Genomic DNA, 24,918 nt, shown 5'->3' with positions numbered 1-24,918 from the left:
CGCCTCCCCCCCCCGCGCTCCGGCCCTACACTCCCCCTCCCGCGCCGCCGGGGCCGGCCCCGCCCCTACCGCGGCGGCTTGCCCCCCCCCCCCTTCCCCATGGTGGCCGGCTCAGTCGTCCTCAGGACTCCGCCGGACCGACAGCAGATCCTCCAACTGCTCCTCGCGCGCCTGGGCGGCCACGAACAGCAGCTCGTCCCCGGCCTCCAGGGACTCCTCGGTGCTCGGCGTCAGCACCCGCGTACCCCGGATGATCGTCACCAGCGAGGTGTCCTCGGGCCAGGCCACATCCCCGACCCGGGTACCGGCCAGCGCCGACTCCGGCGGCAGGGTCAGCTCCACCAGGTTGGCGTCGCCGTGGCTGAAGCGCAGCAGCCGGACCAGATCGCCGACGCTCACCGCCTCCTCGACCAGGGCCGACATCAGACGCGGCGTCGACACGGCGACGTCCACGCCCCAGGACTCGTTGAACAGCCACTCGTTCTTCGGGTTGTTCACCCGGGCCACCACGCGCGGCACGCCGTACTCGGTCTTGGCGAGCAGCGAGACGACCAGATTGACCTTGTCGTCCCCGGTCGCCGCGATCACCACGTTGCACCGCTGCAGCGCCGCCTCGTCCAGCGAGGTGATCTCGCAGGCGTCCGCGAGCAGCCACTCGGCCATCGGAACCCGCTCCACCGAGATGGCGGTCGGCGCCTTGTCGATCAGCAGCACCTCGTGCCCGTTCTCCAGCAGCTCGGCGGCGATGGAACGGCCCACCGCGCCCGCCCCGGCAATCGACACACGCATCAGTGACCGTCCTCCTCGGGACCTTGGGCGAAGGCCTCTTCGACCTGGGCGATCTCGTCCGTACGCATCATCACGTGGACCAGGTCGCCCTCCTGGAGAACGGTCTGCGAGGTCGGCAGTATGGCCTCGCCCAACCGGGTGAGGAAGGCCACCCGGACCCCCGTCTCCTCCTGGAGCGTGCTGATCTTGTGGCCGATCCAGGACGGCGTCGTGTGCACCTCCGCGAGCTGCACACCCCCGCTCGGGTCGCGCCACAGCGGCTCCGCGCCCGACGGCAGCAGCCGCCGCAGCATCTGGTCCGCCGTCCAGCGCACCGTCGCCACGGTGGGGATGCCGAGGCGCTGGTAGACCTCGGCGCGCCGAGGGTCGTAGATCCGCGCCGCGACGTTCTCGATGGAGTACATCTCGCGGGCCACCCGGGCCGCGATGATGTTGGAGTTGTCGCCGCTGCTGACCGCCGCGAAGGCCCCGGCGTCCTCGATGCCCGCCTCGCGGAGGGTGTCCTGGTCGAAGCCGACGCCGGTGACCCGGCGACCGCCGAACCCGGACCCGAGCCGGCGGAACGCCGTCGGGTCCTGGTCGATCACCGCGACGGTGTGCCCCTGCTGTTCCAGGGTCTGCGCGAGAGCGGCACCGACGCGCCCGCAGCCCATGATGACGATGTGCACTGTGCGCCTACCCCGCCGTCCTGGTCATCCGGCTGACCTGCGAAAACACGCTGCTCACACTTCTCTCTCGGCTTACTGGTCACACAACGGGGCACACACCCGCGGTGCGGCCCGGAGTCGAGCTTATGCGCCGGGGGAGTCCCTGCCCCATCCGAGTCTCCGTATCGTCGCGCACTCCAGTAAAGGAAAAGCAAAACAGGGAGAACGGCGCAAGGATCGCGTTAAGGAATGGCGGGGGGATCTCCTCCGACCGCAGGAGATTGCGGGGCCACGTCGAAAGGCCGTGCGTTTCGGCCACGGGCTCCGCTTACGATCCTCTGCGTGTCCAAACTGACCGACCTGCCCAAACGGATCCTGATCGGGCGAGCGCTGCGCAGCGACAAGCTCGGGGAGACCCTGCTCCCCAAGCGCATCGCGCTGCCCGTGTTCGCGTCCGACCCGTTGTCCTCGGTGGCGTACGCACCCGGAGAAGTCCTCCTCGTGCTGTCCATCGCGGGGGTGTCGGCGTACCACTTCAGCCCCTGGATCGCCGTCGCGGTCGTCGTCCTCATGTTCACGGTGGTCGCCTCCTACCGGCAGAACGTCCACGCCTACCCGAGCGGCGGCGGCGACTACGAGGTCGCGACCACCAACCTCGGCCCCAAGGCCGGACTGACCGTCGCCAGCGCCCTGCTCGTCGACTACGTCCTCACCGTCGCCGTGTCGATCTCCTCCGGCGTCGAGAACCTCGGCTCCGCGATCCCGTTCGTCATCGAGCACAAGACGCTCTGCGCCATCGGCGCCATCGTCCTGCTCACCCTGATGAACCTGCGCGGAGTGAAGGAGTCCGGGAAGCTCTTCGCCATCCCCACGTACCTTTTCGTGGCCGGCGTCTTCCTGATGATCCTGTGGGGCGCCTTCCGCGGACTGATCCTCGGCGACTCCATGCACGCGCCCACCTCCGACCTGGAGATCAAGCCCGAACACGAGGGGCTGGCCGGCTTCGCGCTCGTCTTCCTGCTCCTGCGGGCTTTCTCCTCCGGCTGCGCCGCCCTCACCGGCGTCGAGGCGATCAGTAACGGGGTGCCCGCGTTCCGAAAGCCGAAGAGCAGCAACGCCGCGACGACCCTCGCCCTGATGGGCCTGTTCGCCGTCACCATGTTCTGCGGCATCATCGGCCTGGCCCTGGTCACCGACGTCAAGATGGCCGAGAACCCGGCCGTCGACCTGATCCGCGACGGCGTCCCGGTCGGCGCGGGCTTCACCCAGGACCCGGTCATCGCCCAGGTCGCCGAAGCGGTCTTCGGACACGGCTCGTTCCTCTTCATGGTCCTCGCGGCCGCCACCGCGCTGGTCCTCTTCCTCGCCGCGAACACCGCGTACAACGGCTTCCCGCTGCTCGGCTCGATCCTCGCCCAGGACCGCTACCTGCCGCGCCAGCTCCACACCCGCGGCGACCGCCTGGCCTTCTCCAACGGCATCGTGCTGCTGGCGGGCGCGGCGATCCTGCTCGTCGGGATCTACGGCGCCGACTCCACGAAGCTGATCCAGCTCTACATCGTCGGGGTGTTCGTCTCCTTCACCCTCAGCCAGACCGGCATGGTGCGGCACTGGAACCGGCTGCTCGCCGACGAACGGGACCAGGCCAGGCGCCGCCACATGATCCGCTCCCGCGCCATCAACGCCTTCGGCGCCTTCTTCTGCGGCGTGGTCCTGGTGATCGTCCTCGCCACCAAGTTCACCCACGGCGCCTGGGTGGCCCTGCTCGGCATGGTCATCTTCTACGGCACGATGACCGCGATCCGGAAGCACTACGACCGGGTCGCCGCCGAGATCGCCGCCGACGAGACCCCGGCGGACGAGAGCGTGCGCCCCTCCCGCGTCCACGCCATCGTCCTCGTCTCCAAGCTCCACCGCCCCACGCTGCGCGCCCTCGCCTACGCCAAACTGATCCGCGCCGACCACCTGGAGGCGCTCTCCATCAGCGTCGACCCGGACGAGACGAAGGCCCTGCGCGAGGACTGGGAGCGGCGCGCCGTCAACGTCCCCCTCAAGATCCTCGACTCGCCCTACCGCGAGGTGACCCGCCCGGTCATCGAGTACGTGAAGGGCCTGCGCCGCCAGAGCCCGCGCGACGTGATCAGCGTCTACATCCCCGAGTACGTCGTCGGGCACTGGTACGAGCACCTGCTGCACAACCAGAGCGCCCTGCGCCTGAAGGGCCGACTGCTCTTCACCCCGGGCGTCATGGTGACCTCCGTCCCGTACCAGCTCCAGTCCTCCGAGGCCGCGAAGAAGCGGGCGCGCCGGCGAGCGGACTGGAACGCTCCGGGGTCGGTGCGCCGGGGCCCGGTGGAACGCCGCCACAAGGAGCCGAACCGGAAGGGCTGAGCGCAGACGGGGGGAAGCGGGCGGGACCGGGAGGGACCGGGCGGGGGAGCAGACCGGAGACGCGGCGAGCCCGGTCCTGGTAAGCACCCCGGGACGGCCCACGTAGACTGGTGGGCTGTTGTCCGGCAGCACGCTCGACCGCTTACCCCCTTCCTCCCTGGAGCCTCCCCTCATGCAGAACGAACCCACGTCGTCGCTGGTCGGGGAGGAGTACGAGGTCGAGGTCGGGCCCGTCGCACACGGCGGCCACTGCATCGCCCGGACCGCCGAGAACCAGGTGCTCTTCGTCCGCCACACGCTCCCCGGCGAGAAGATCATCGCCAAGGTGACGGACGGCGACACGGACTCGCGTTTCCTGCGGGCCGACGCGGTACGGATCATCGAGCCGTCCAAGGACCGTGTCGAGGCGCCCTGCCCGTACGCCGGCCCCGGCATGTGCGGCGGCTGCGACTGGCAGCACGCCAAGCCGGGCGCGCAGCGCCGCCTCAAGGGCGAGGTGATCGCCGAGCAGCTCCAGCGCCTGGCGGGCCTGACCCCCGAGGAGGCCGGCTGGGACGGCACGGTCATGCCGGCCGAGGGCGACAAGCTCCCGCCGGGCGAGGTGCCGGCCTGGCGCACCCGCGTCCAGTACGCCGTCGACGCGGACGGCCGGGCGGGCCTGCGCAAGCACCGCTCGCACGACGTCCAGCCGATCGACCACTGCCTCATCGCCGCGCCGGGCGTCTCGGAGCTCGGCGTCGAGAAGCGCGAGTGGCCGCAGATCGCCGCGGTGGAGGCCATCACCGCCACCGGCTCGAACGACCGCCAGGTCATCCTCACCCCGAAGCCCGGCGGCCGGCTCCCCCTGGTCGAGCTGGACAAGCCGGTCTCCGTGCTCCGCGTCGACGAGAAGGACGGCGGGGTCCACCGCGTCCACGGCCGCGCCTTCGTCCGCGAACGCGCCGACGACCGCACGTACCGTGTCGGCTCCGGCGGCTTCTGGCAGGTCCACCCGCAGGCGGCCAACACCCTGGTCCGCGCGGTCATGCAGGGGCTGCTGCCCCGCAAGAACGACACGGCCCTCGACCTCTACTGCGGCGTCGGCCTCTTCGCCGGCGCCATCGGCCAGCGCCTCGGCGAGAAGGGCGCGGTCCTCGGCATCGAGTCCGGCAAGCGCGCGGTCGAGGACGCCCGGCACAACCTGAAGGACCTTGACCGGGTCCGCATCGAACACGGCAAGGTCGACCAGGTCCTGCCCCGCACGGGCATCACGGAGTGCGACCTGATCGTCCTGGACCCGCCGCGCGCGGGCGCCGGCAAGCAGGTCGTCAAGCACCTGTCGGGCCTGGGCGCCCGCAAGATCGCCTACGTGGCCTGCGACCCGGCGGCCCTGGCCCGGGACCTGGCGTACTTCCGGGAGGGCGGGTACCGGGTGCGGACGCTGCGGGCGTTCGATCTGTTTCCGATGACGCATCACGTGGAGTGCGTGGCGATTCTGGAGCCGGCGGCCAAGGGCGCCTGACCTGCAGCTTTACCGTGGTTCTCAGGCGCCGCGGGATGCGCTCGACATGTTTCCCACCGGACACGACGTGGAGCGCACCGCGGTCCCGGCACACTGCTCCGACCTGCGGATCGCCTGTGTCTCCTCCGGGGTGCGCTGGTGAGGCCCAGGCGATGTTCTCCAAGGACTGCGGTCAGCGGCCGAGCGGATCTTCAGGTGGGGTCTCGCGAGGGCTCGGTCCTGAGGTGCTGTGCACGTTCGTGCCGTCCTGCGGCTGCGGAGAGCCCGTCCCGCGACCGCTCAGCCGGATCAGACACCGGGGAGCGTCGCCGCCGGCGACGGGAACCAGGTGCCGTGTGGACACGGTTCCGGCGGGCCGGCCTCCCTGCCGAGTTCGGCGGCAGCCACGGCGTGGTCCCCGTCGGCTGAGGCCGATCTCCGCGAGTCGCCTCGCACCTGCAGCGAGCGGCGCCCTCTCACCCCTTCAGCCGCACCGGCAACGTCCGCACGCTGTTCCCCACGAACGAGGCGTGGCGGGGCAGTTCCGGCTCCGGAACCGCTAGGTCCAAGGCCGGGAAGCGGGTGAAGAGCTGTTCCAGGGCCGTGATGCTCTCCAGACGGGCCAGGGGTGCGCCCATGCAGTAGTGCGCCCCGTGCCCCAGAGAGAGATGGCGGGACGTGCCGGTGCGGGTGATGTCGAAGCGTGCCGCGTCCGGGCCGTGAGCCCGCGTGTCGCGGCCGGCCGCCGAGTAGCCCGCCAGGACCGGGGTGCCTTGCGGGATCACGGTGCCGTCCAGGGTCAGATCGCGGGTCGGATAGCGGAAGGGGAAGTAGCTGACCGGGCTGTCCCAGCGCAGGGTCTCCTCCACCACGTCCGCCCAGCTCGCCCCGCCGGCCAGGACCAGGTCGAGCTGGTCCCGATGGGTGCACAGGGCGCGTACGGCGTTCGTGATCAGATTCAGCGTCGTCTCGTGCCCCGCGATGATGGTCAGCATCAGCGTGCCGATCAGCTCGTGCGGGCTGAACCGGTCGCCGTCCTCCTCACGGGCCGCGATCATCGCGCTGGTGAGGTCGTTCCCCGGGTCGGCCGTCCGGGCGGCCGCGACCGCGCTCAGCACCTCCACCATCTCCCGGTTGGCCGCCATCGCCTCGGCCGGCTCGATGTCCGTGGCCACGATCTGGTTGGAGAGGTGGTGCAGCCGGTCGTGGTGGGCCTCGTCCACGCCGAGCAGTTCGCAGATGACGCCCATCGGCAGCGGCAGCGCGAAGTGGGTGCGCAGATCGACGACGCCGTCCTCGGTGGCGGCCGCCTCCAGGCCGGTCAGCAGGCGGGACGTCAGCTCCACCACGTGGGGCCGGAGTTCCTCGACCCGGCGGGCCGTGAACGCCTTGCTCATCAGCGACCGCAGCCGCCGGTGGTCGTCGCCGTCCGCGGTCGTCATCCCCTGCACGGTGGCGAAAGTCTTCAGCGGCCAGCCGTCGGCGATCTCCCCGGCCTGGAGAGCCGCGAAGTGCTGTGCGTTCTTGGCGACGTCGGGGTGCGCGAGGAATTCCTTCAGCGCGTCGTGGCCCAGCACTGCCATCCCCCGCACCTCGCCGGGGAGGACCACCGGTGTGACCGACCCTTGGGCCAGCAGCCGGGCGTTGGCCGCGTGCGGGCAGCCCCCCGCCGGGTCCGGACGGTGCGGGCGGTCGGCTGCGGGGTTCGGCGATGACGTGTTCAACAGGGCTCCAGGTCTTGGGAGGGGGAGACGAACCGGGGAAGGACGGGCTCCGAACGGGTCAGTGCGGCCGGGCCTGTGGCTCCCTCGCGTTCCGGTGCGGCCACGTCGGGGCGGCGGCCTCGGCCGCCTGGGAGGGCACCGGGTCCTGCGGCAACTGCGGTGAGGCGAAGCGCACGGGGAGGGTGCCCAGTCCCTTGCTCCAAGGCGAGTTGACCCACTTCAACTCGCTCTCCGGGACTGACAGTTCCAGGTCCGGCAGGCGGTGCCGGATCGTGTCGACCGCGGTCCGGGTGATCAGTCGAGCCGGGTCCTGGGCGGGGCAGGTGTGCGGGCCCGCGCCGAAGGCGAGATGGGATCGGTTGCCGACCACAGGGGTGCCGTCGGCCGGCAGTACCTCCGGATCCGCGTTGGCCGCGGCCAGGCCCAGGATCAGCATGTCGCCCGCCCGGATGTCCTGGCCGCCGAACCTCATGTCCCGGGTGGCGTAGCGGGCCGGGAAGTTCTGGGTGGGCGGGAAGCGCCACAGGACCAGGTCGAGTGCGTCGTCCACGCTGAGGTGGCCGCCGCTCAGCGAGGAGCGCAGCGCCGGGTCGCAGAGCAGGATGCGCAGCGCGGTGGCGATCCAGTTCACCGTGGTCTGGTTGCCTGCGACGAACATGACCACCAGGTTGTGCAGCACCTCCTCGTCGGTGAGCCGCGCCGGATGGTGCAGCAGCGCCGAGACGATGTCCTCGCCCCTCACCCGACGCTTCTCCTCGATCAGTGACAGGAGGATGGCGCCCATCCTGCGGCTGGCGTCCGCGGCCCCGCTGGCGGCGGACACCAGGCCTCCCACCGCCTCCACCAGCTCCCGGCCGGCCCGGTCGTCCACCCCGAGCAGCCCGGCGATCACCCGCATCGGCAACATGCGCGCGTACGCGGCGACGAGATCGGCCTCGCCGTGCGCCGCGAATCCGGCGATCAGGGCCTCGGCGGTGGCCCGGACGCTTCGGCGCAGCTCATGCCCGTTGATCCCGGCCAGCGCGTCGGAGACGGCGACGCGCATCCTGCGGTGCTGCTGGCCGTCCGCGAAGAGCAGCGCGGGGCGCCAGCCGACCATCGGCAGGATCGGCGCGTCGGCCGGCACCCGGCCTTCGCGCAGCCGGTTCCATCGGCGCGGGTCGTGCGAGAAATCCTGTTCCTCGCGGGTGAGCCGGAGCAGTTCGCGGTGGCCCAGGACCAGCCAGGCGTCGATGCCGGGGGCGACGGACACCGGTGCCACCGGGCCGTGTGTGCGGCGCAGTTCCTCGTACAGCGCGGGCATCGTGTTGCCGTCGAGGTCGGGCCCGTACAGCGCGGCCGCCGCGCCGGGGGAGCCGGCCACCGGGCAGCTGACGGTCGGTCCGGCCGTGGGGTGAGGCATGCTCATGAGGGCTCCGTGGCGACGTTGATGAGGTGACGGACCAGGGCGATCAGCGCCCGGATCGATGAGACCCGGTCCCGTGCGTCACAGGTCACCAGCGGGGTCTCCGGCAGCAGATCGAGGGCTGTACGGATGTCGTCGGCGTCGTATCGGGGGCCGCTCGGGAAGACGTTGACGGCGACCGCGAAGGGCAGGTCCAGATCCTCCAGGTTCCCCAGCGCGTCGAAGGATGCCGTCAGATCCCGGGTGTCCACCAGCGCAAGCGCGCCGAGTGCCCCCTTGGCCAGGTCCTGCCAGGCCGGCAGGAACCGCTGCTGGCCCGGCGTGCCGAACAGATACAGGACCAGATCGCCGTCGATGGTCAGCCGGCCGAAGTCGAGGGCGACCGTGGTGGTTCTCTTGCCGCTGTCCACGTGAGGGTCGACCCGGACGCTCGCCTGGGTCATCGACGCTTCGGTGGAGAGCGGTTCGATTTCCGACACCGTACCGATCAGCGTCGTCTTGCCTACTCCCAGCGGGCCGACGACCAGGATCTTCGCCGCGCCCGACACGTTCGAGTCGAGGTACTTTCCGCCGGCCGCGACGGGCGGCGGGTCGGCCTCGGCCAGGGTTTCAGAGGCAGCTTTCGAGACCATGGAGGACCTTTCTGAGCATGGTCACATCGGTGTGTTCGGCCGGAGGGATGGGCGGCCGGGTCACGATCAATCCCCATCGGAGGAGATCGGAGAGCAGCACCTGCGCGACCGACGGGGGCTGGCCGAGGTGAGCGGCCACCTCCGCGACCGAGATGAGCCCCTCGCAGTGCTTCAGGATGGCGATGTGCTCCGGCTGGAGGGTGGCGGGGAACGCTGCCTCCGCCGTCATCACCAGGGATTCCCAGGACAGCGGCTCGCCCTCGGACTCGGTGCGGCCGCGGGTGATGACATAGGGGCGGATCGCCGAGGCTCTCGGCACCTCGGGCCGCTCCGCCGTCACGGGGCGGCAGCCCCGTCGCGGGGCAGGCTGCTCAGATGTGCGCCGATCTTCGCCACCAACAACTGCATCTGCTGGGCCACCAGACCCACGTCGGCGTCCAGGTCGGTGGCGACCCCCAGGTGCGCGCCCACCCCGGCAGGGGTGAACAGCACGAACCCCTGGTCGGTCTCCAGCATCAACTGGCGTGTTCCGGCACCCCGCCCGAACAGCAGCGCGCTGGTGGACCGGCCCGTCATGGTCATCGCCGCGCAGGCCGCCGAGAGCGACTCCGCATCGGCGATGCTCAGGCTGGCCACCGGACCCGAGAGGTTCTCGGCGGAGGCGTGCCCGAGGCGCAACCCGTCCTCCGACACCACCACGGCGTGCCGGACGCCGGGAATCTCGGTAAGTGGACGGAGCATCCACCCCAGGTCGGGGAGTCGAGTGATGGTTCCGGTCACGGTCGGCCTCCGGCGTGCTTGTGCGGGGTACTGGGCAGGGACTGTCCGCCGTGCGGGGGCGACGCCGGTCCGGTGCCGCCGTCCGCGTCGACGGCCGCCCGGCCACGCAGCGTCCCGGAGACCACACTGGCGATCGAGGCGCGTGCCGCCTCCGGTGTCCAGGGTTCGGCGGGCGCGACAACGGGGTTCGGGGCGGGCGCCGAGTGCCGTGCGGCGGTCGTGGGCCGGGCTGCGCCGCGTCGGCTGCGCCGCTGGGGCAGCATGGGTGCGTCGGCCGGCTCGGAAGCGTCGTCGCGCACACCCGCCGGGGGGACGACAGGCCCGACCTGCTCGGCCGGTTCGGTCGCGGGGCGGCGGTGTGCGGCCGGCCTCGGCAGCGGGTCCGTCAGCAGCCGGAACGGTACGAACATCACCGCCCGTGTGCCGCCGTACGCCGAAGACCCGCTCAGCTCCACGTTGAAGCCCAGCTCCCGGCTCCAGCGCCCGGTACACGCCAGGCCGAGCCGGGGCACCGCACCCAGGCGGGTCAGGTCCAGGTCGTCGCGAAGCTGGCCGAGGGCCTGGTGCATGACGTCAGGGGGCATCCCCAGCCCGGCGTCATCGATCTCGATGACCGCACCGGCGCCAACCTCCCGCACACTGACGACCACGGGGGAACTGGACGGTGAGAACACCGTGGCATTCTCCAGAAGTTCGGCGATGGAGTGCATCAGCCCCTCCACGGCCGGGGGCACCACGTACAGGGTCTGCCCGCCGTGTACCTCGATCCGCCCGAACTCCACGATCCGGGACTGGGCGCCCCGTACGCAGTCGTAGAGCGAGACCGGACGGGTCTCCCGGCGGGCGGGCCAGATTCCGCACATCACGAGAAGTGTCTGCGCCTTGCGGGTCATCTGCGAGGCGGCGTGGTCGGCCTTCATCACGTTCGCCATCAGGAGAGGGTCTTCGATGGAGCGCTCCACCTCGTCCAGAACCTGCTGTTGCACGGTCGCCATCACGTGCATGGTGCGTGCCACGGATTCGAAGGCGGCCTGCACCGAGTCGCGCAGCGCGCGCTCGCGGTGCACGGCCGTGTCCGAGCCGAGCGCGACGACGACGGAGTCCAGCGCCCGGGCGAACTCCTCACCGGTGTCCTCCGGTGACGCCACCGGCCCCGGCACGCCGTCCAGTCGCTGTCCGGTCTGCAGCCGCTCGGCGATGGCCGGGACGCGTACCGCGGCCAGGTGCGCCACCTCGGTGCCCCGGGCGGTGGCCACTTCGGCCTCCCGGGCACGGTGTGAGCGTTCGGCGGACAGCCGTCGGATGAGGATCAGCACGAGGGCGGTCAGCAGGACGACGGCCGCGGCACAGGCTCCCGCGACGGCCCGATGCCACTCGGCGTCCGCGGTGACGGTGACCCACCCCGCACAGGCGGCGGCCGGCAGGGCGAAGGCCCATCCGGCGACGGCGGCGCTCGCACCGGGGTCGCGTCGTGGCTTCCTCAACGGTCGGCTCACCGCAGCGGTCCCGACCTGACGACCCTGCAGATACCGGTGCGAGCCACGAGAAGCGAAACCTTTCACGACACGTCGAACCCCCATTCGGGGCCTTGGGCATGCAAACAGTAGGTCAACCAGCTGCGTTTAGTCCGGTGTTGATTGCTTTCGGTCACCATAGGTGGCTGAAAATGACAGGTGGATGCCGGTGATCCGTCTTCTCCGGGGGTCCGTCTGTGGGGCGTCAGTGAACAACCCGCTGATCCACACCTTTCGACGAAGTCCTCTACCGGAGGTGCGGTCAAGAGTTGTGGGTCGGCTGACGTGGCTCAGGCTGCCAGGCTGTACATCGAACCGCGAAGGGGCCGCCGGGGCCGACAGGATGGCTGCCTGTGGCGAAGGGCGCCTGATCTTTCGCTTGGCCGTTACCCCGGAGGCCCGGGGGAACGGCCGGTCGCAGCGTGGTCGTCAGACGGTTCGGGCGACCACGCGGAGTCCTGCCCCGGTCACCTCCTCTCGGAAGAGCCCGCTGTCGTCAGTGCCACCGCCGTGGTGCCCAACCTGGGCAGGCAAACGGGCAGGGAGCCGTCCGGCCCCACCTGTATCGCGGCGCCTGTGCGGCCGAGATAGTCCGCCGCCCTCGCGTCGGAGACGGGGAAGCGTGCGGAGAGTCGGCAGGTGACGGGCTCCTCGGCGAGGGATTGGAGTCGTACGAGCAGGCGGCCCTCCTCCGGCACGGTCAGACCGACGATCCGTATGCGTGGGTCGTCGAGGGACAGCAGCGCGTAGGTGGCGCGGGGTTCGGGCTCGGCCGGGCGCAGGGCTCGTACCGCGACCAGGGGGCGACTGCCGGCGGCGGCCGTGCGCATGCCGAGCACCGGGCCGCCGAGGGCCGGTGCGCCCTCCCATCCGACGCTGTACCGGAACACGTGGTCGAACGCCTGCTCCGAGGGGAAGTTGGTGTCCCAGATGTTGTTGTGGACCCAGGAGAACACCGTGCCCGGCTCCTCCTGTGCCAGCGACTGCGGATACGGCACGTACGGGACGGCGATCCCGCCGACCTGGATCAGCGGCGCGTCCTGCGTGGCGAGGGCCGCGCTCAGGCCGTTCTCCTCCAGGCTGACCCAGCGGCGTACCGCCCGCATGTGCCGGGCCGAACCGGGGACCGTGGGCAGCCCCGTCCCGGTGACCCCGCCCGTCGCCTCCATCCGCACGGACGGGGACTCCATGGCGAACGGGAACGCGAAGAAGGCGCTCTCCTTGGTCAGGGTCGCGGACTTGTCGATCCGGTTCTCCAGATCGATCCGCGCACTCCCGTGCGGCAGACGGACCGTGACCCGCAGCCGCCGGGTTCCGGCCGGGGCGCATTCGTAGACGAGCGCCTGGCCGGTGGCGTCGGTGGTCCGTTCCACCAGGGCGGCCGGAGGGGCCGTCTGCCGTGCGGCCAGCAGGTGCATCGAGTCGTCCGCCGTGGTCTTGCTCGACTGGTGGTTGAACCCGCCGGCCGTCGCGTACTGGTCGTACAGATAGCCGTTGAAACCGACCGTGGCGTCCTGCCGGACCAGCTCCTTCCCGGTCCGCTTGTCCAGGACCGAGGCGATGCACGCGGACCTCAGGTCGATCCGGACGCGCAAGAACTCGTTCTCCAGAACCGTGGAGGTGTCCGCGGGGGAGTCCTGCTCCACCGGCCGCCCGGCCGTACGGATCGACACCGGCTCGATGTCCACCCGTACGGCACCGTGGCCCGGCACGTCCGCCAGCCTGAACAGCAGGAAGCGGCCGGCCGCCCGGTGGCGTTCGTTGCTCTGCTCCTCCTCGGTCACTTCCAGAATGGCGCCGTCACGGGAGTCGACGACCCGAACCGCCGCGTCGAGGGGCGCCGTGCTCTCCGGGAGGAAGAGACGAACGGCCTCGGACCGGTCCCAGCCGCACGTGTTGACGATGTAGAAACCGGCGAGCGTCCCCTCGCGCGGGGCCAGCGCGTCCCCCAGTGCCGTACTCGCGGCGTCGTGGAGGGTCTGTCCCCCGTCCTGGGCGCGCAGGGCCTGGGCGTACTTCCAGTGCCACTGCCGCTCGCCCGAGGCGTGGCCGTGGTCGCCGTGGGTCCACGGGTCACCGGCGCCCCAGGTGTGCTCGTTGAACAGGGAGGCCGCCCGGTACACCTCGGGTGCCGCCGCCGTGATGCCCGCTCCGCCCGGTGCCCCCAGGATCTCCGCGTGCCCCGCCAGGGTCTGTGCGTCGGCGAGCGCCGCCTGGCCGTCCCGGGTGGCGGCCAACGGTACGGCGCCCGCGCCGACGCCGTCGACCCACCAGTCCGTCCAGTCGCCCTCGAACGTCTCCAGCCGCTCCCCGAGCCGCTCCTCGGCGTCCGTGAAGAAGTCCTCGTTGCGCGAGGTGCGCAGGACGGGGAAGGCCCACTCCTCGTTCCAGCGGCGTACCGTGTCCGCGATGACACGGCGCGGCGGACCGTTGTCGGCGAACTTGCCCAGCACCCGCAGATGCAGGATGTCCCACGGGTAGGGGTCGCCCTTGAACTCCTCGTCCAGGACGGGGAACCCAGGGATCCCGCGGCCCTCGTGCGGGTACTGGTGGGTCGCGAGCGCGGAGAGGTAGGCGGGCAGCAGGTCGTCGACGCGGTCGAAGGACTCGTCGAACCCGAGGATCGACCCCTCCATGTAGGCGAGACCGTGCGGGGTGTCGGTGCGCCACACCAGCACCTCACGTCCGCTCGGCGCCCGCCAGCGGAACAGGCGCGGCAGATGCTGACCCCCGACGTGATGCGGCACCGCACGGCCGGCCCAGTTGTGGGCGACCGAGAGATAGCGGATCCCGCTGTCCGTGAGGACGTCGGGGAGCCCGACGACCTGTCCCGGCACGTCCGTCTGCATGGCCGTGTTGATATCGATACCATGCCGGGTGCGCAACTCGCGTACCGGGCGCAGCAGTTCATGGAGTTCGTCGGTGGAGCACGTCTCGGTGTGCAGGTTGAAGGGCATCGCGGTGAGCTCGATACGGCCCTCGCGGACCCGGTCGAGGAACTCCGCGACCAGTCGGGGCGGCCGGTTCTGCGACCAGTTCTCGTAGCTGAAGAACCCCTCGACGGCCCAGCGGAACTTGGACTCGTCCGGCCAGTCGTCGGTGGTGCGGCACAGTTCGAGCAGGGAGTCGAGGTACTTGCGTCCTTCGGCGAGCACGGTGCTCTGCGGGTCCGTGTACCCGATGTCCAGGTGCGCGTGCTGGACCAGGTGGAGCGTCCAGTGGCGCTGGGGGGTCAGCAGCACCTCGGTGCTCTCCTCGTCGGCGAGCTCCGGCAGTTCGACCAGGACGGGCGTCGCCGATTCGACCTCCGGAACCAGGAGCCGGGTTTCCCCGCCCGGTCCCGGCAGGATGTCGCAGCGCAGCTCGTTGCCGCCGAGCGAGGTGACGCGGGCACGGGTGACCGGCCGGCCGGCCGAGACGCGGACCGACTGGAGCAGGCCGCCCGCGCCGTCGCGTCGCAGGAGGGGTTCGCAGGAGAACCTGACCCGCTGTCCTGCGAGGGTCTTCTCGCAGGACACTGCGCGTTGCCGCAGGATGTCGCGGGCCATGTTCGAGTCCCACCAGGAGGGACGTGCGAGTTCGGGGCGGGGCATGGGAGGGGTCTCCACTCGTGGTTGTGCCGTCAGGTGTCGCTCGGGAGGCCGAGGATCAGGAGGGGTCGGCGGCGAGGCCGGCGAAGATCTGGATCATCGCGGACTGATGGAGCGTCTCGGCCTGCGCTTCCGGGGCGTGGTCGCCGCCGCCGGAGGGCTGGAACCGGAACAGGCCGTCGGCGGGCGTCCGGTTCTCCTTCCAGGTCCGCTCGGCATAGGCCGCCGCCGTCGTGCGGTAGTCCGGGTCGGGGCGCACCTCGTCGAGGATGCGGAGGTTGTCGAAGTAGAAGGCGTTGAAGATGGCCGGCTGGTCGTGCAGCCGCTCGCCCTGCTTCCAGTACGCGAGCGATCCCGCGGCGTCCTCGACGGCGCGGTCGAGGTACGTGCGGTCCCCGGTGGCGCTGTAGAGCGTGGTGGCGGTCCCGATCATCGCGCCGGAGTTGTACGTCCACAGGGTCTCGTTGACCGTTCCGTCGTCGTCACGGCTGTTGTCGTACAGGCCCGGGGAGCGGCGCAGGCATGACCAGTTCCACTCGTACCACTTCTCGGCGCTCGCGAGGTACCGCTCGTCGCCCTCGATGGCGTAGAGCTCTGCGGCCAACTGGGCGGACAGTCCTGTGACGTTGGCGGCACGCATGTAGTTGTCCGGTGAGTCGACCCAGTGCATGCCTCCGGGGCACGGCTTGGCGGGGTCGTCGTCCCAGCCCCGGCCGACGACGTCGAAGGTCTCCGCCGCCCGCCGGAGATGGAGCTCGTCCCCGGTCGACCGGTACTGGTCGAGGAAGGTCAGCCCGACGACAGCGTTGTCGTCGTAGAAGACGTCGCCGCCCTGACCGAGCGGGGCCGGCAGGTAGGAGTCGTACCCGGGCCTGCCGTCGCGGGGGTTGAAGTAGAGCCGAAGGGTCGAGAAGCGCTCGGCCGCGTCCTGCTTGTAGTGGGCGCCGGCCTCAGGGAGTTCGGCCAGGTCGACGGTGGCGGCAGCGGCCTCGCGCAGCGGCCAGATGTAGGAGTGCTCGTTCTCCTCCTGCATCCGCGGAGTCTTCTCCAGGTAGAGGCCGTGCTGCTCCGTTCCCTGGTAGAGGTGTTGCTGCAGTGAGCGGTAGCTGGTCTCGGCGCGGTGGGTCCAGGTGGAGGCGTCGGTCTCCGCTCCTCCGCCGCCCGCGGCGGCGGGGCCCGCCGACAGCGCCCCGCAGAGAACGGCCAGGGCCAGTGCGGCTCGTACGGGTGTCTTCATCATGGTCTGCCTTTCGTGGAGGCGGGGGAGGGGAGCGGTGACGGGTGGGCGCCCGGGGCTCAGCCGTGCAGCCTGAGGCTGCTGACGAAGAAGCGCTGCGCGGAGAAGAACAGGACGACGGTCGGCAGGGAGACCAGGAGGGCTCCGCCGAGGACGACCGGCGGCCCCACGCTGGAGTAGTTGCCCTGGAGTTCCGCCAGCGCGGCCATGACCGGGCGGATGTTGCTGCTGGTGGAGAGCGTGATGCCGAAGAGCAGGTCGTTCCAGACGGCGACGAACTGGAAGACGAAGGCGGCCACCATGGCGGACCAGGACAGCGGCACATGGATCTGCCAGAAGATCCGCCACCACGAAGCACCGTCCATCCGGGCGGCCTCGATGATCTCCGGTGCGAGGGTCAGCGCGAAGTTCCGCATGATGAAGTAGGCGAACGGGACGGCGATCGCGACGTACACCAGGAACAGCCCGAACTGGGCGTCGTAGAGCCCGGTGCCGGCGTACGCGAGGAAGAGCGGGCGCAGGAAGACCTGGAGCGGCAGCAGGGTTCCGGAGTAGATCAGCCAGAACCACAGGGTCTTCCGTTTGACCGGCATGATGACGGTCGCGAACGCGGCCATGGTGGCCACCAGGATGGCGGCCGTGGCGCTGGTGACGGCGTAGAGCAGACTGTTGCCCATGGCGGGGCCCAGCTCCGCCTGGGTCCAGGCCTGGGAGATGTTGTCGAAGAGGCCGAACCCCTGCGGCCACCAGTGGGGCTCCCCGCTGTAGTCGGCGGCGGGCACCAGGGCGTTGACGAGCAGGAGCCAGGTGGGCAGCGCCCAGATCAGCGAGGTGACCACCAGGACCGTGTTGCGCAGTACGCGTCCCGGTGCGGGGCGCGGCCGCGGGGCACGCCCGGATGTGGTGAGTGTGGGCATGATCAGGTGCCTTTCGGGGTCAGCTGACGCCTCAGGTACAGCCACGAGGTGAGCAGCACGATGGCGGTGAGGACGACCGCGACCGCCGCGCCCGCTCCGGGATGCAGGGCGAGGAAGGTCTCCTGGTACATCGAGACGGCGAGCGTCTCCGACTGTCTGCCGGGTCCTCCCTGGGTGAGCACCCAGATCAGGTCGAAGGATTTGAGGCCGCCGACGAGGCTGGTGCCGACGACGATCACCGACACGGTCCGCAGTTGCGGCAGGACGACGTACCAGAACTTCCGCCAGCCGGCCGCGCCGTCCAGGGCGGCGGCCTCCAGGGTCTCGGGCGGGATGGTCTGCAGTCCGACCAGGAAGAGGATCACGGCGACGCCGGCGGCCTGCCAGGTGTTGGCGATGATCATGACCAGCGTGTTGCCCGGCCATTCGAGGAGCCATCCCTGGGCGAACGAGTCGAGGCCGAAGGCCCTGAGTGCCTGGTTGGCGGCGCCGTCGGTGGTGAGGACGAAGTTCCACACCACCGCGACGGCCGAACCGGAGAGGGCGTAGGGCAGGACGACGAGCAACCGGGCCATCCGGGACCACCCGCCGCTGTGGGTGAGTACCGCGATGGCCAGACCCAGCACCATCGGGAGGGCCACCGAGCCGACCACCCACATCAGGGTGTTCTGGACCGACCGGACCAGGGTCGGGTCGTTGAGGAAGAGCGTGTAGTTGTCGAGACCGGCGAAGCCGGAGACGCGCCGGTCGTCGAAGAAGCTGCGGTGGATGGTCGTGGCGAACGGAAGCAGCAGCAGGGCGCCGACGAAGAGGACGGCGGGGGCCAGGAATCCGGCGCCGGCCAGCCTGCTCCCGGCCTGCCGGGGGCCGCGGCGCCGGTCCGCGGGCCGACCCGGACGCCGGTCCGGGCGGGCGCTCGGCCGGGGTGGCGACGGTCGGCGTTGTTCGACGGAGGAGCTCATGCTTCGTCCCTCTCCCACGCGGCCCACTCCTTCGCCGCCCGGTCGGCCATGCTGCGCAAGGTGGAGCGGGGGGAGGATGCGCCGGTCATGAAAGCGCCCAGGTCGTCGGTGTTTCCCTGGACGAGGTTGGGCGGGCCGGACTCGCCGTAGCGCGGCAGCTGCGTCCAGCGCTCCTCCAGCGCACGCTGCTTGAGGCCGGCCATCACCGGATTGCCCGGCCTGGAGCGAGGATTGGCCGAGGCGTCCTGGAGGAAGTCCGTCCACACCTTCTGGACCTTCGGGTCGAGCCAGTTCGCGGCGTTCGCCATCGCCGCCTCGTGCGAGACGGCCTTCCTGGGGACGGCGAGCACACCGGACTCGGTGATCACGGAACGCCGGGTGGAGGCCTCGACCGGCGGCAGGACGAACGCGTCGAAGTCGGTACCGGGCTTCAGACCCGTGGCGGCGATCCCCTGCGACTGCCAGGAGCCGTGCAGGAACATGCCGACGCGCCCCGACTTGAGGGCGGCGGCGCCGTTGTTCTGGTCGAAGTCGGCCGGCGTCATCCAGCCCTTGCGCATGAAGTCCTGCCAGATCTGCAGGGCCTGGTGCGCCTGCGGGTCGGTGTACCGCGCCTTTCCGCTGACCAGCTCTCCGTAGAACTCCGGGTCGACCTTGCTGACCAGTTCCTGGAACCACTCGTAGGCGGGCCAGTTGCCGGTCTGTGTCGCGACGAACGGGATGACCCCGGCCTTCTTCAGCACCTCGGCGTTGTGCAGCAGCTCCTCCCAGGTGTCGGGAGCGCGCAGTCCGTGCTTGCGGAAGAGGGCCGTGTTGTAGAAGAGCACGTAGTACGACTCGTAGAGGGGCACCCCGTAGACCGCGCCGCGGTAGGACATCGGCTCCCGGGCCTGCTCGGTGACCCAGCCCTTGCGCTCGTACGCGCTCCACAGGGAGGAGAGGTCGCTGAGTTCCCCGGTGCGGGCCAGTGACTTGAGGAAGTAGCCCGACGCCCACTTGATCATGTCGGTGGCCTTGGTGGTCTGCAGGGAGATCTGCGTGACCTGCTTGTACGACGTGGGGTTCGGGTTGGACAGCGGCCGCAGCGCGTAGCCGGTGAGCTTCTTCAGCTCGCGCCCGGCCGCGACGTACCCCTGGTCCCAGGTGGCGTTGTCGTTGGCGAGTGACGTGGTCCCCGGCTGGACCGCCGTGCTGTTCCCCCGGGCGCAGCCGGCCAGCATCGCCGCGGCTCCCGCTCCGATTCCCGCCAGGACGCTGCGGCGGCCGAGCGGAGGGGGCGACTGTGGTGTCGCCTGGCCGATTGATCTCATGGTTCCCTTCCCTTGGACCCGACGGGGATCCCGGCTCTGGGGTGTGATGGGTGGGAGGGTGCGACCCTCCAAGAGATCTCGCCGTACCGCACGCTGCGGCGGTCCGGATTGCCAAGATGTTAACGACACCACATGGGCTGGACAAGGTTCCGTGGCGAGAAAACATCGCGCTCCGCTGTCTAGCAGGCTGTATGTGCCTGCCGCACACTCTCCCCTTGTTGGGTCAGAAAGTTATCGTTACCATTCCAGTGCACCCCCCACCCACCTCTCCAGGAGTACCTGTGCGCGCAGAGCCTCGCCCCTATGAACGCAACCCGCGCTACCCGGCCCTCGGTACCGTGGTCAGCGGGTGGCACGAAGCGGTCGCGACGATGCCCACGGCGCCCGCCGTTCTGGCGGTGGACGGGCCGGCGGCGCTGGACTGGAACGCGGGGGGCCCGGGGGGCAAACCCCCCCCCCCCCCCCCCCGCCCCCCCCGCAAAGGGCGCCGAGTGGCGCGCCGCGGGTCGAGCGCGGCGGGGGGCGCGCGGGGGGGGGGGGGCTTGGGGGGGGGGGGGGGGGGGGCGCCCCCGGTCGCTTGTGCGTTCCCCCCGGGGGGGCGGCCCCCCCCCGGCCTCCCGGTCACGGTCCTCGATGTGCGCGAGCGCTGGTCGTCGGCGGCGGTGGAGCGCCTGTGCACACCTCCCGCCGACTCCGATGCCTTCTTCCTGCCGCTCGCCGAGTTCGAGATGGCCGACCTCTTCGACGACACGCCCTCCGTCGAACGGCCCGCGCAGGGCGTCCTGCTGGTCTTCGGCCCCGGCGCCGCCCTCTGCTCACCCGATCTGATCTGGTGGGCGGAGCTGCCCAAGCGCTACGCCGAGCGGGCCGTGGCGTCCGGAACGCTGCCCGTGGGGGCCAATCTCGGACGCCCCGACACACCGGGTGAACTGCGCAGCCTCTTCTACATCGACTGGCCCGTCACCGACCGGCACCGCGACGCGCTGGCGCCGAGGATCGACCGCTGGGTCGACGTCCAGGACCACCGGGCGCCTTCCTCCCTGGACGGCACGGCGATGCGCGCCACCCTCGCCGCCCTCGCCGGACAGCCGGTGCGCACCCGCCCCTACTTCAACTCCACCGCCTGGGGCGGCCACTGGGCCGTCGACAAGCTCGGCTTCGAGCCCGACGACGGCAACACCGCTCTCGGCTACGAGCTGATCGCCCCCGAAGCGGGCGTCCTCGTCGGCCAGAACGCCGGAGCGCAGGTCGAGCTGCCCTTCCAACTGCTGTGCGTGCTGTACGCCGAACAGTTCCTCGGCACGGACGTACACCGGCGTTTCGGCACGTCGTTCCCCATCCGCTTCGACTATCTGGACACCGTCGGTGGCGGCAACCTCTCCCTGCACTGCCACCCGCGCGAGCAGTACATGAGGGAGACCTTCGGCTGGCCCTACACCCAGCACGAGACGTACTACGTCACGGCGAGCGAGCCCGGTTCCCAGGTCCTCCTCGGGCTGCGGCAGGACACGGACGTCGACCTCCTGCGCAAGGAGGTGGAGGCGTCCTCGGCGCACGGCGTCCCGCTCCGCGTCGAGGACCACGTCCAGGCCTTCGCCGCCGACCCCGGACAGCTGTTCATGATCCCCGCGGGCACCCCGCACGCCTCCGGGGCGGGCAACCTCGTCCTGGAGATCAGCGCGACACCGTATCTGTACTCCCTGCGCTTCTACGACTGGCTGCGCCGCTCCACCTCCGGCGTACCCAGGCCGCTGTCCCACCGCCACGGCTTCGCCAACCTCGACACCGACCGGCGCGGGGCGCGGGTCGTCGACGAACTGGTCCAGCAGCCCCGCGTCCTGCGCGAGGGCAGGGGCTGGCGGGAGGAGGTGATCGGCGCCCTTCCCGAGATGTTCTACGCGGTCCACCGCTTCGTCCTCGACGGCACGAGCCCGGCGGAGGACGACACCGAGGGCCGGTTCCACATCCTCAACGTCGCCGCGGGGGACGGCGTGGTGGTGGAGACCGCGGACGGCCGCCACCACGACCTGGCCTTCGCCGAGACCCTCACCGTCCCGGCATCCGTCGGCGGCTATCGCCTCGTGCCCATCGGCTCACGTCCCGTACAGGTCGTCAAGTCGCTGGTGACACCGTCATGACCCAGGTCCCCGTGCTGGAGATAGGCGGCACCCACGTCACCGCGGCCCTGGTCGACACCGCGACCGGACTGCCGGTCGACGGGTCCGTCGTACGCGGGCCGGTGCCCGCCGACGCGGCAGCCGAGGAGATCATCGACTCCTTCGCCGGAACCGCCCGCCGGATCGCGGCGCCCGAAGGAGCACACTGGGGCGTCGCCGTGCCGGGCCCCTTCGACTACGCGTCCGGTGTCGGCAAGTTCCGGGGAATCGGCAAGTTCGAGGCGTTGCACGACGTCGACGTCGGCGCCGGACTGCGGGAGCGACTGAACCGCCCGAGTGCCGTCAGCTTCCTCAACGACGCCGACGCGTTCGCCCTCGGAGAGCATCACGGCCCCGCCGGGACACGGTGGAACAGGGCGGTCTACGTCACGCTGGGCACCGGCGTCGGCTCCTCCTTCCTGCGCGACGGCCACCCGGTCACCGAGGGGACCGCGGTGCCCCCCGAAGGGCGGGCCCACCACATCACCCTCGACGGGCGGCCGCTGGAGGAGGTGATCTCGCGTCGGGCGATCCGCTCGCGGTACGCCCGGGCCGCGGGCATCCCGGAACCGGACGAGGGACCGGACGTCAGCGCCATCGCCGATCTGGCCCGCCGGGAGGACCCGCACGCCGCCGCGGCGCTCGGCGAGTGCTTCACGGCCTTGGGGCGGGCTCTGGCGCCCTGGTGCGCCGCGTTCCGGGCGGACGCGACGGTGGTCGGCGGATCCATGGCCCGGTCCTGGGACCTCATCGGGCCCGCCCTGCGCGAGGGCCTCGGCCTCGGGGCCCGGGGTGTCGGGCGGGAAGCCGCCGGCATCGTCTCCCGGATGAGCCTGCACACCGCCCGGCGGCCCGGGGACGCGCCCCTGATCGGCGCCGCGTACTGGGCCCTGCGGAAAGCGCCGGAAGAAGGCACGGCGCGGCTCGCCCTCTCCTCGGCCGGCCACTCGGGCTCCCTGGCCAGCCACCCGGGCTCCTCGGCCGGCCACTCGGGCTCCCTGGCCGGCCACCCCGGCTCCCCGGCCGGCCATCCGGGCCGCGACTCCCGCAGAGAGGCTCCCTCGTGAGAACCACACTCCCGTCCACCCCGGGGGAGCTGCCGGGGCCGCCCGCCGGGGCGGAAGCGGACACCACTCCCGTATTCCCTAGAATGGCGGCTCCGCCTGCGGATCCGGCAGCTCGGTGGCGGCACGGGCCCCCCGACGTCACGAGGGAAGGAACGGCTGTGGCGCAGCACCGGCCAAGTGGCGTCACCGCGCCGACGATGCGTGACGTCGCCACGCACGCCAAGGTCAGCGCCATGACCGTCTCCCGGGTGCTCAAGGGTGACCCCAAGGTCGCCGAGGCCACCAGGCAGCGGGTGCTGGGCGCCGTCGACGCGCTGGGGTACCGCCGCAACGAGACGGCGCGTCGCCTCAGGGTCGGCGGCAGCGGAATGATCGGCCTGGTCGTCACCAACCTGGCCAACCCCTTCTATTCACGGTTGGCGCTCGGCGTCCAGGAAGCGGCCTACGAGCACGGCCTGCGGGTGCTGCTCTCCAACTCCGCCGAACAGGTCGACCGTGAGAAGGGGTTGGTGGAGGACCTGGCCGCCAGCCAGGTCGACGGGATGATCGTGGTGCCGGCCGGCGGCAGCCACCGCCATCTGGCACCGGCCGCGCTGCGCGGCATTCCGATCGTCCTCGCCTCACGGCCGCCCGGGGGCATGGAAGCCGACTGCGTCCTCGTGGACGACTTCGGCGGAGCCCAGGCGGCGACCAGCCGGCTGATCGAGGACGGACACCGCCGGATCGGGTTCCTGGGAAACCCGCCCGCGCTCTACACCGGAGCCGAACGCTTCCGCGGCTACTGGGCCGCCCATGAGGAAGCCCGCCTGGAACCGGACGAGCGCCATGTCCGCCGCGGGCCCACCGACGTCGCCACCGCCGAACGGGCCGCGCTGGATCTGCTGCGAGACCCCGACGCCCCCACCGCCCTCTTCTGCACCAACAACCGTCTGACCCAGGGCGCCATCCGCGCTCTGCGGACCCTCGACGTACCGGTCTCGCTGGCCGGCTTCGACGACTTCGACCTCGCGGACGTCCTCGGTCTGCCGCTGACGATCGTGTCCTACGACGCCGACGAGATCGGGCGCAGGGCCGGCCGGATGCTCATCGACCGGATCAGCGCCGGGGCCGGCGCCGACCTGCCCGCGCGGCGTTCGACGGTCCCCACCGAGGTCATCCGGTACGGAACGCAGCCTTCCTGAGACCCGAACCTCTGCTCGCGCCGGTGTCCGCCGTCACACGGTGGGCATCGCGGGGCGACCTGAGCCCCGAACCTCGGCTCCCGCCGGTGCCCGCCGTCACACGGTCGGCATCGCGGGCAGACCTGAACCCCGAACCTCCGCTCCCGCCGGTGCCCGCCGTCACACGCTCGGCATCGCGGGCAGACCTGCCTCCGCTCACGCAGAACTCTGGATGGAGTCACCTTGCACGACGACCGCACGCTCACCGAGAACCGTCTCGCCCGGGTGCTCGAACTGCGCCTGAGGCCCGCGGTCCATGTCCGTTCCCTCCCGCTGGAGGTCAGCGCCCACCACGTCCCCGGCGAACCCGTGCCGGTGCCTGACGGCATAGCCGGGCCCTACCGGCCGATCGCCCCCGGAGCGAGCTGGGGACCGGCCTGGTCCACCACCTGGTTCCGGGTCCGGGGCACGGTTCCCCAGGACTGGGCGGGGGAGCGGGTCGAGGCGGTGCTCGACCTCGGCTTCGGGGCCACCCAGCCAGGGTTCTCCGCCGAGGGGCTCGTGTACCGCCCCGACGGCACTCCGGTGAAGGCGCTCAACCCGCGCAACACCTGGCTGCTGATCGCAGAACGGGCCCAGGGCGGCGAGGACTTCGAGTTTCACATCGAGGCGGCCGCCAACCCGTTGATCTTCGACCCCGACGCGGCGGGCGACCCCTTCGTCCCCACCCGTGCCGGGGACGTGGCCCCCTGGCTCCGCGCGGAGGCGGGCGGGACATCCGCCGACACCCCCCTGTACCGTCTGCGGCGCATGGACGCGGCGGTCTTCGACGAGACGGTCTGGGAGCTGGTCCAGGATCTGGACGTCCTCTCCGGGCTCATGCGGCAACTGCCCGAGGACTCCTCGCGCCGCCACCAGATCCGGCACGCGGTGGGCAGGGCCCTGGACGTGATCGACCTCCAGGACATCGGTGGCACCGCCGGGCGGGCCAGGGCCCTGCTGGCCCCGGTCCTCGCCGCGCCCCCCCCCCCCGGCGCCCCCCCCCGGCGCGCCCCCCCCGGGGGAGTCCGGCGGGGACGGTCAGACCCGGGGGGGGGGGGGCCGCGCGCGGTCCCCCCCGCCCGGCCACCCCGGTGGCGGCCGGCTCGGGGCGGGGG

The 24,918-nt window shown here is 71.3% G+C and carries 19 protein-coding genes; 6 read left to right on the top strand and 13 right to left on the bottom strand.

Annotated elements, in window-relative coordinates:
* Positions 1-111: 111 nt before the first annotated feature.
* Together JS521_RS05520 and JS521_RS05515 are read right to left on the bottom strand one after the other, a co-directional pair.
* Complete coding sequence (locus tag JS521_RS05520; RefSeq protein WP_205081591.1) at positions 112-789, bottom strand: potassium channel family protein; 678 nt, start codon at positions 787-789, stop codon at positions 112-114.
* Positions 789-1,457 carry a potassium channel family protein gene (locus JS521_RS05515; RefSeq protein WP_200722538.1) on the bottom strand — a complete coding sequence of 223 codons (669 nt, stop codon included), beginning with the start codon at positions 1,455-1,457 and terminating at the stop codon, positions 789-791. The genes JS521_RS05520 and JS521_RS05515 overlap by 1 nt, the downstream gene beginning before the upstream one ends.
* Before the next feature lie 321 nt (positions 1,458-1,778).
* Here JS521_RS05515 and JS521_RS05510 point away from each other — a divergent pair, with 321 nt between their 5' ends.
* Positions 1,779-3,827 (top strand): APC family permease, encoded by a 2,049-nt coding sequence (locus tag JS521_RS05510; protein WP_205081590.1) that lies wholly within the window; start codon positions 1,779-1,781, stop codon positions 3,825-3,827.
* Positions 3,828-3,999: 172 nt separating this feature from the next.
* Positions 4,000-5,328 (top strand): class I SAM-dependent RNA methyltransferase, encoded by a 1,329-nt coding sequence (locus JS521_RS05505; RefSeq protein WP_205081589.1) that lies wholly within the window; start codon positions 4,000-4,002, stop codon positions 5,326-5,328.
* A gap of 455 nt (positions 5,329-5,783) precedes the next feature.
* On the opposite strand, the gene JS521_RS05500 is transcribed toward JS521_RS05505, so the two are convergent.
* The 11 genes from JS521_RS05500 to JS521_RS05450 form a co-directional block, all read right to left on the bottom strand.
* A complete protein-coding gene (locus tag JS521_RS05500) occupies positions 5,784-7,031 on the bottom strand; it encodes a cytochrome P450 family protein (protein ID WP_205081588.1) in 1,248 nt (415 codons plus the stop codon).
* 58 nt (positions 7,032-7,089) lie between these two features.
* Positions 7,090-8,439 carry a cytochrome P450 gene (locus JS521_RS05495; protein ID WP_205081587.1) on the bottom strand — a complete coding sequence of 450 codons (1,350 nt, stop codon included), beginning with the start codon at positions 8,437-8,439 and terminating at the stop codon, positions 7,090-7,092.
* A complete protein-coding gene (locus JS521_RS05490) occupies positions 8,436-8,984 on the bottom strand; it encodes a GTP-binding protein (RefSeq protein WP_205081608.1) in 549 nt (182 codons plus the stop codon). Before JS521_RS05490 ends, JS521_RS05495 begins: the two co-directional genes overlap by 4 nt.
* 61 nt (positions 8,985-9,045) lie before the next feature.
* Positions 9,046-9,387 (bottom strand): DUF742 domain-containing protein, encoded by a 342-nt coding sequence (locus JS521_RS05485; protein WP_307847783.1) that lies wholly within the window; start codon positions 9,385-9,387, stop codon positions 9,046-9,048.
* 17 nt (positions 9,388-9,404) lie between these two features.
* Entirely contained in the window at positions 9,405-9,848 is a 444-nt protein-coding gene (locus JS521_RS05480; protein ID WP_031125763.1) for a roadblock/LC7 domain-containing protein, read from the bottom strand.
* On the bottom strand, positions 9,845-11,344 hold the full coding sequence (locus JS521_RS05475; RefSeq protein WP_205081585.1) for an ATP-binding protein: 1,500 nt from the start codon (positions 11,342-11,344) through the stop codon (positions 9,845-9,847). The genes JS521_RS05480 and JS521_RS05475 overlap by 4 nt, the downstream gene beginning before the upstream one ends.
* Positions 11,345-11,829: 485 nt before the next feature.
* Entirely contained in the window at positions 11,830-14,955 is a 3,126-nt protein-coding gene (locus JS521_RS05470; protein ID WP_205081584.1) for a glycoside hydrolase family 38 N-terminal domain-containing protein, read from the bottom strand.
* 55 nt (positions 14,956-15,010) lie between these two features.
* Positions 15,011-16,192 (bottom strand): glycoside hydrolase family 76 protein, encoded by a 1,182-nt coding sequence (locus JS521_RS05465; RefSeq protein ID WP_205081583.1) that lies wholly within the window; start codon positions 16,190-16,192, stop codon positions 15,011-15,013.
* 56 nt (positions 16,193-16,248) lie between these two features.
* Positions 16,249-17,106 carry a carbohydrate ABC transporter permease gene (locus JS521_RS05460; RefSeq protein WP_205081582.1) on the bottom strand — a complete coding sequence of 286 codons (858 nt, stop codon included), beginning with the start codon at positions 17,104-17,106 and terminating at the stop codon, positions 16,249-16,251.
* A 2-nt stretch (positions 17,107-17,108) separates the two neighbouring features.
* Positions 17,109-18,068, bottom strand: coding sequence for a carbohydrate ABC transporter permease (locus tag JS521_RS05455; RefSeq protein ID WP_205081581.1), 960 nt, complete (start codon positions 18,066-18,068; stop codon positions 17,109-17,111).
* A complete protein-coding gene (locus JS521_RS05450; RefSeq protein WP_205081580.1) occupies positions 18,065-19,378 on the bottom strand; it encodes an ABC transporter substrate-binding protein in 1,314 nt (437 codons plus the stop codon). Before JS521_RS05450 ends, JS521_RS05455 begins: the two co-directional genes overlap by 4 nt.
* A 371-nt stretch (positions 19,379-19,749) precedes the next feature.
* Here JS521_RS05450 and JS521_RS05445 point away from each other — a divergent pair, with 371 nt between their 5' ends.
* From JS521_RS05445 to JS521_RS05430, 4 genes are all read left to right on the top strand, one after another.
* On the top strand, positions 19,750-21,516 hold the full coding sequence (locus JS521_RS05445; RefSeq protein ID WP_372448554.1) for a class I mannose-6-phosphate isomerase: 1,767 nt from the start codon (positions 19,750-19,752) through the stop codon (positions 21,514-21,516).
* Positions 21,513-22,601 (top strand): ROK family protein, encoded by a 1,089-nt coding sequence (locus JS521_RS05440; protein ID WP_205081578.1) that lies wholly within the window; start codon positions 21,513-21,515, stop codon positions 22,599-22,601. Before JS521_RS05445 ends, JS521_RS05440 begins: the two co-directional genes overlap by 4 nt.
* Positions 22,602-22,759: 158 nt before the next feature.
* Positions 22,760-23,782: a LacI family DNA-binding transcriptional regulator gene (locus JS521_RS05435; protein WP_372448553.1), complete on the top strand. Its 1,023-nt coding sequence runs from the start codon at positions 22,760-22,762 to the stop codon at positions 23,780-23,782.
* A gap of 222 nt (positions 23,783-24,004) precedes the next feature.
* On the top strand, positions 24,005-24,918 hold a 914-nt coding region (locus tag JS521_RS05430; RefSeq protein WP_504740016.1), incomplete at its 3' end, for a cupredoxin domain-containing protein.

This window comes from Streptomyces durocortorensis (assembly GCF_016901035.1).
Lineage (GTDB): Bacteria > Actinomycetota > Actinomycetes > Streptomycetales > Streptomycetaceae > Streptomyces > Streptomyces durocortorensis.
Note: the sequence above shows the minus strand (reverse complement) of the source record. Positions and strands in the feature narration are given on the sequence as shown.

What these genes read in the sequence shown, in the direction of transcription:
- JS521_RS05450 (WP_205081580.1), bottom strand. Translation starts at nt 19,378, where the DNA reads ATGAGATCAATCGGCCAGGCGACACCACAGTCGCCCCCTCCGCTCGGC.
- JS521_RS05520 (WP_205081591.1), bottom strand. Translation starts at nt 789, where the DNA reads ATGCGTGTGTCGATTGCCGGGGCGGGCGCGGTGGGCCGTTCCATCGCC.
- JS521_RS05505 (WP_205081589.1), top strand. Translation starts at nt 4,000, where the DNA reads ATGCAGAACGAACCCACGTCGTCGCTGGTCGGGGAGGAGTACGAGGTC.
- JS521_RS05460 (WP_205081582.1), bottom strand. Translation starts at nt 17,106, where the DNA reads ATGCCCACACTCACCACATCCGGGCGTGCCCCGCGGCCGCGCCCCGCA.
- JS521_RS05470 (WP_205081584.1), bottom strand. Translation starts at nt 14,955, where the DNA reads ATGCCCCGCCCCGAACTCGCACGTCCCTCCTGGTGGGACTCGAACATG.
- JS521_RS05495 (WP_205081587.1), bottom strand. Translation starts at nt 8,439, where the DNA reads ATGAGCATGCCTCACCCCACGGCCGGACCGACCGTCAGCTGCCCGGTG.
- JS521_RS05445 (WP_372448554.1), top strand. Translation starts at nt 19,750, where the DNA reads ATGCCCACGGCGCCCGCCGTTCTGGCGGTGGACGGGCCGGCGGCGCTG.
- JS521_RS05440 (WP_205081578.1), top strand. Translation starts at nt 21,513, where the DNA reads ATGACCCAGGTCCCCGTGCTGGAGATAGGCGGCACCCACGTCACCGCG.
- JS521_RS05455 (WP_205081581.1), bottom strand. Translation starts at nt 18,068, where the DNA reads ATGAGCTCCTCCGTCGAACAACGCCGACCGTCGCCACCCCGGCCGAGC.
- JS521_RS05465 (WP_205081583.1), bottom strand. Translation starts at nt 16,192, where the DNA reads ATGATGAAGACACCCGTACGAGCCGCACTGGCCCTGGCCGTTCTCTGC.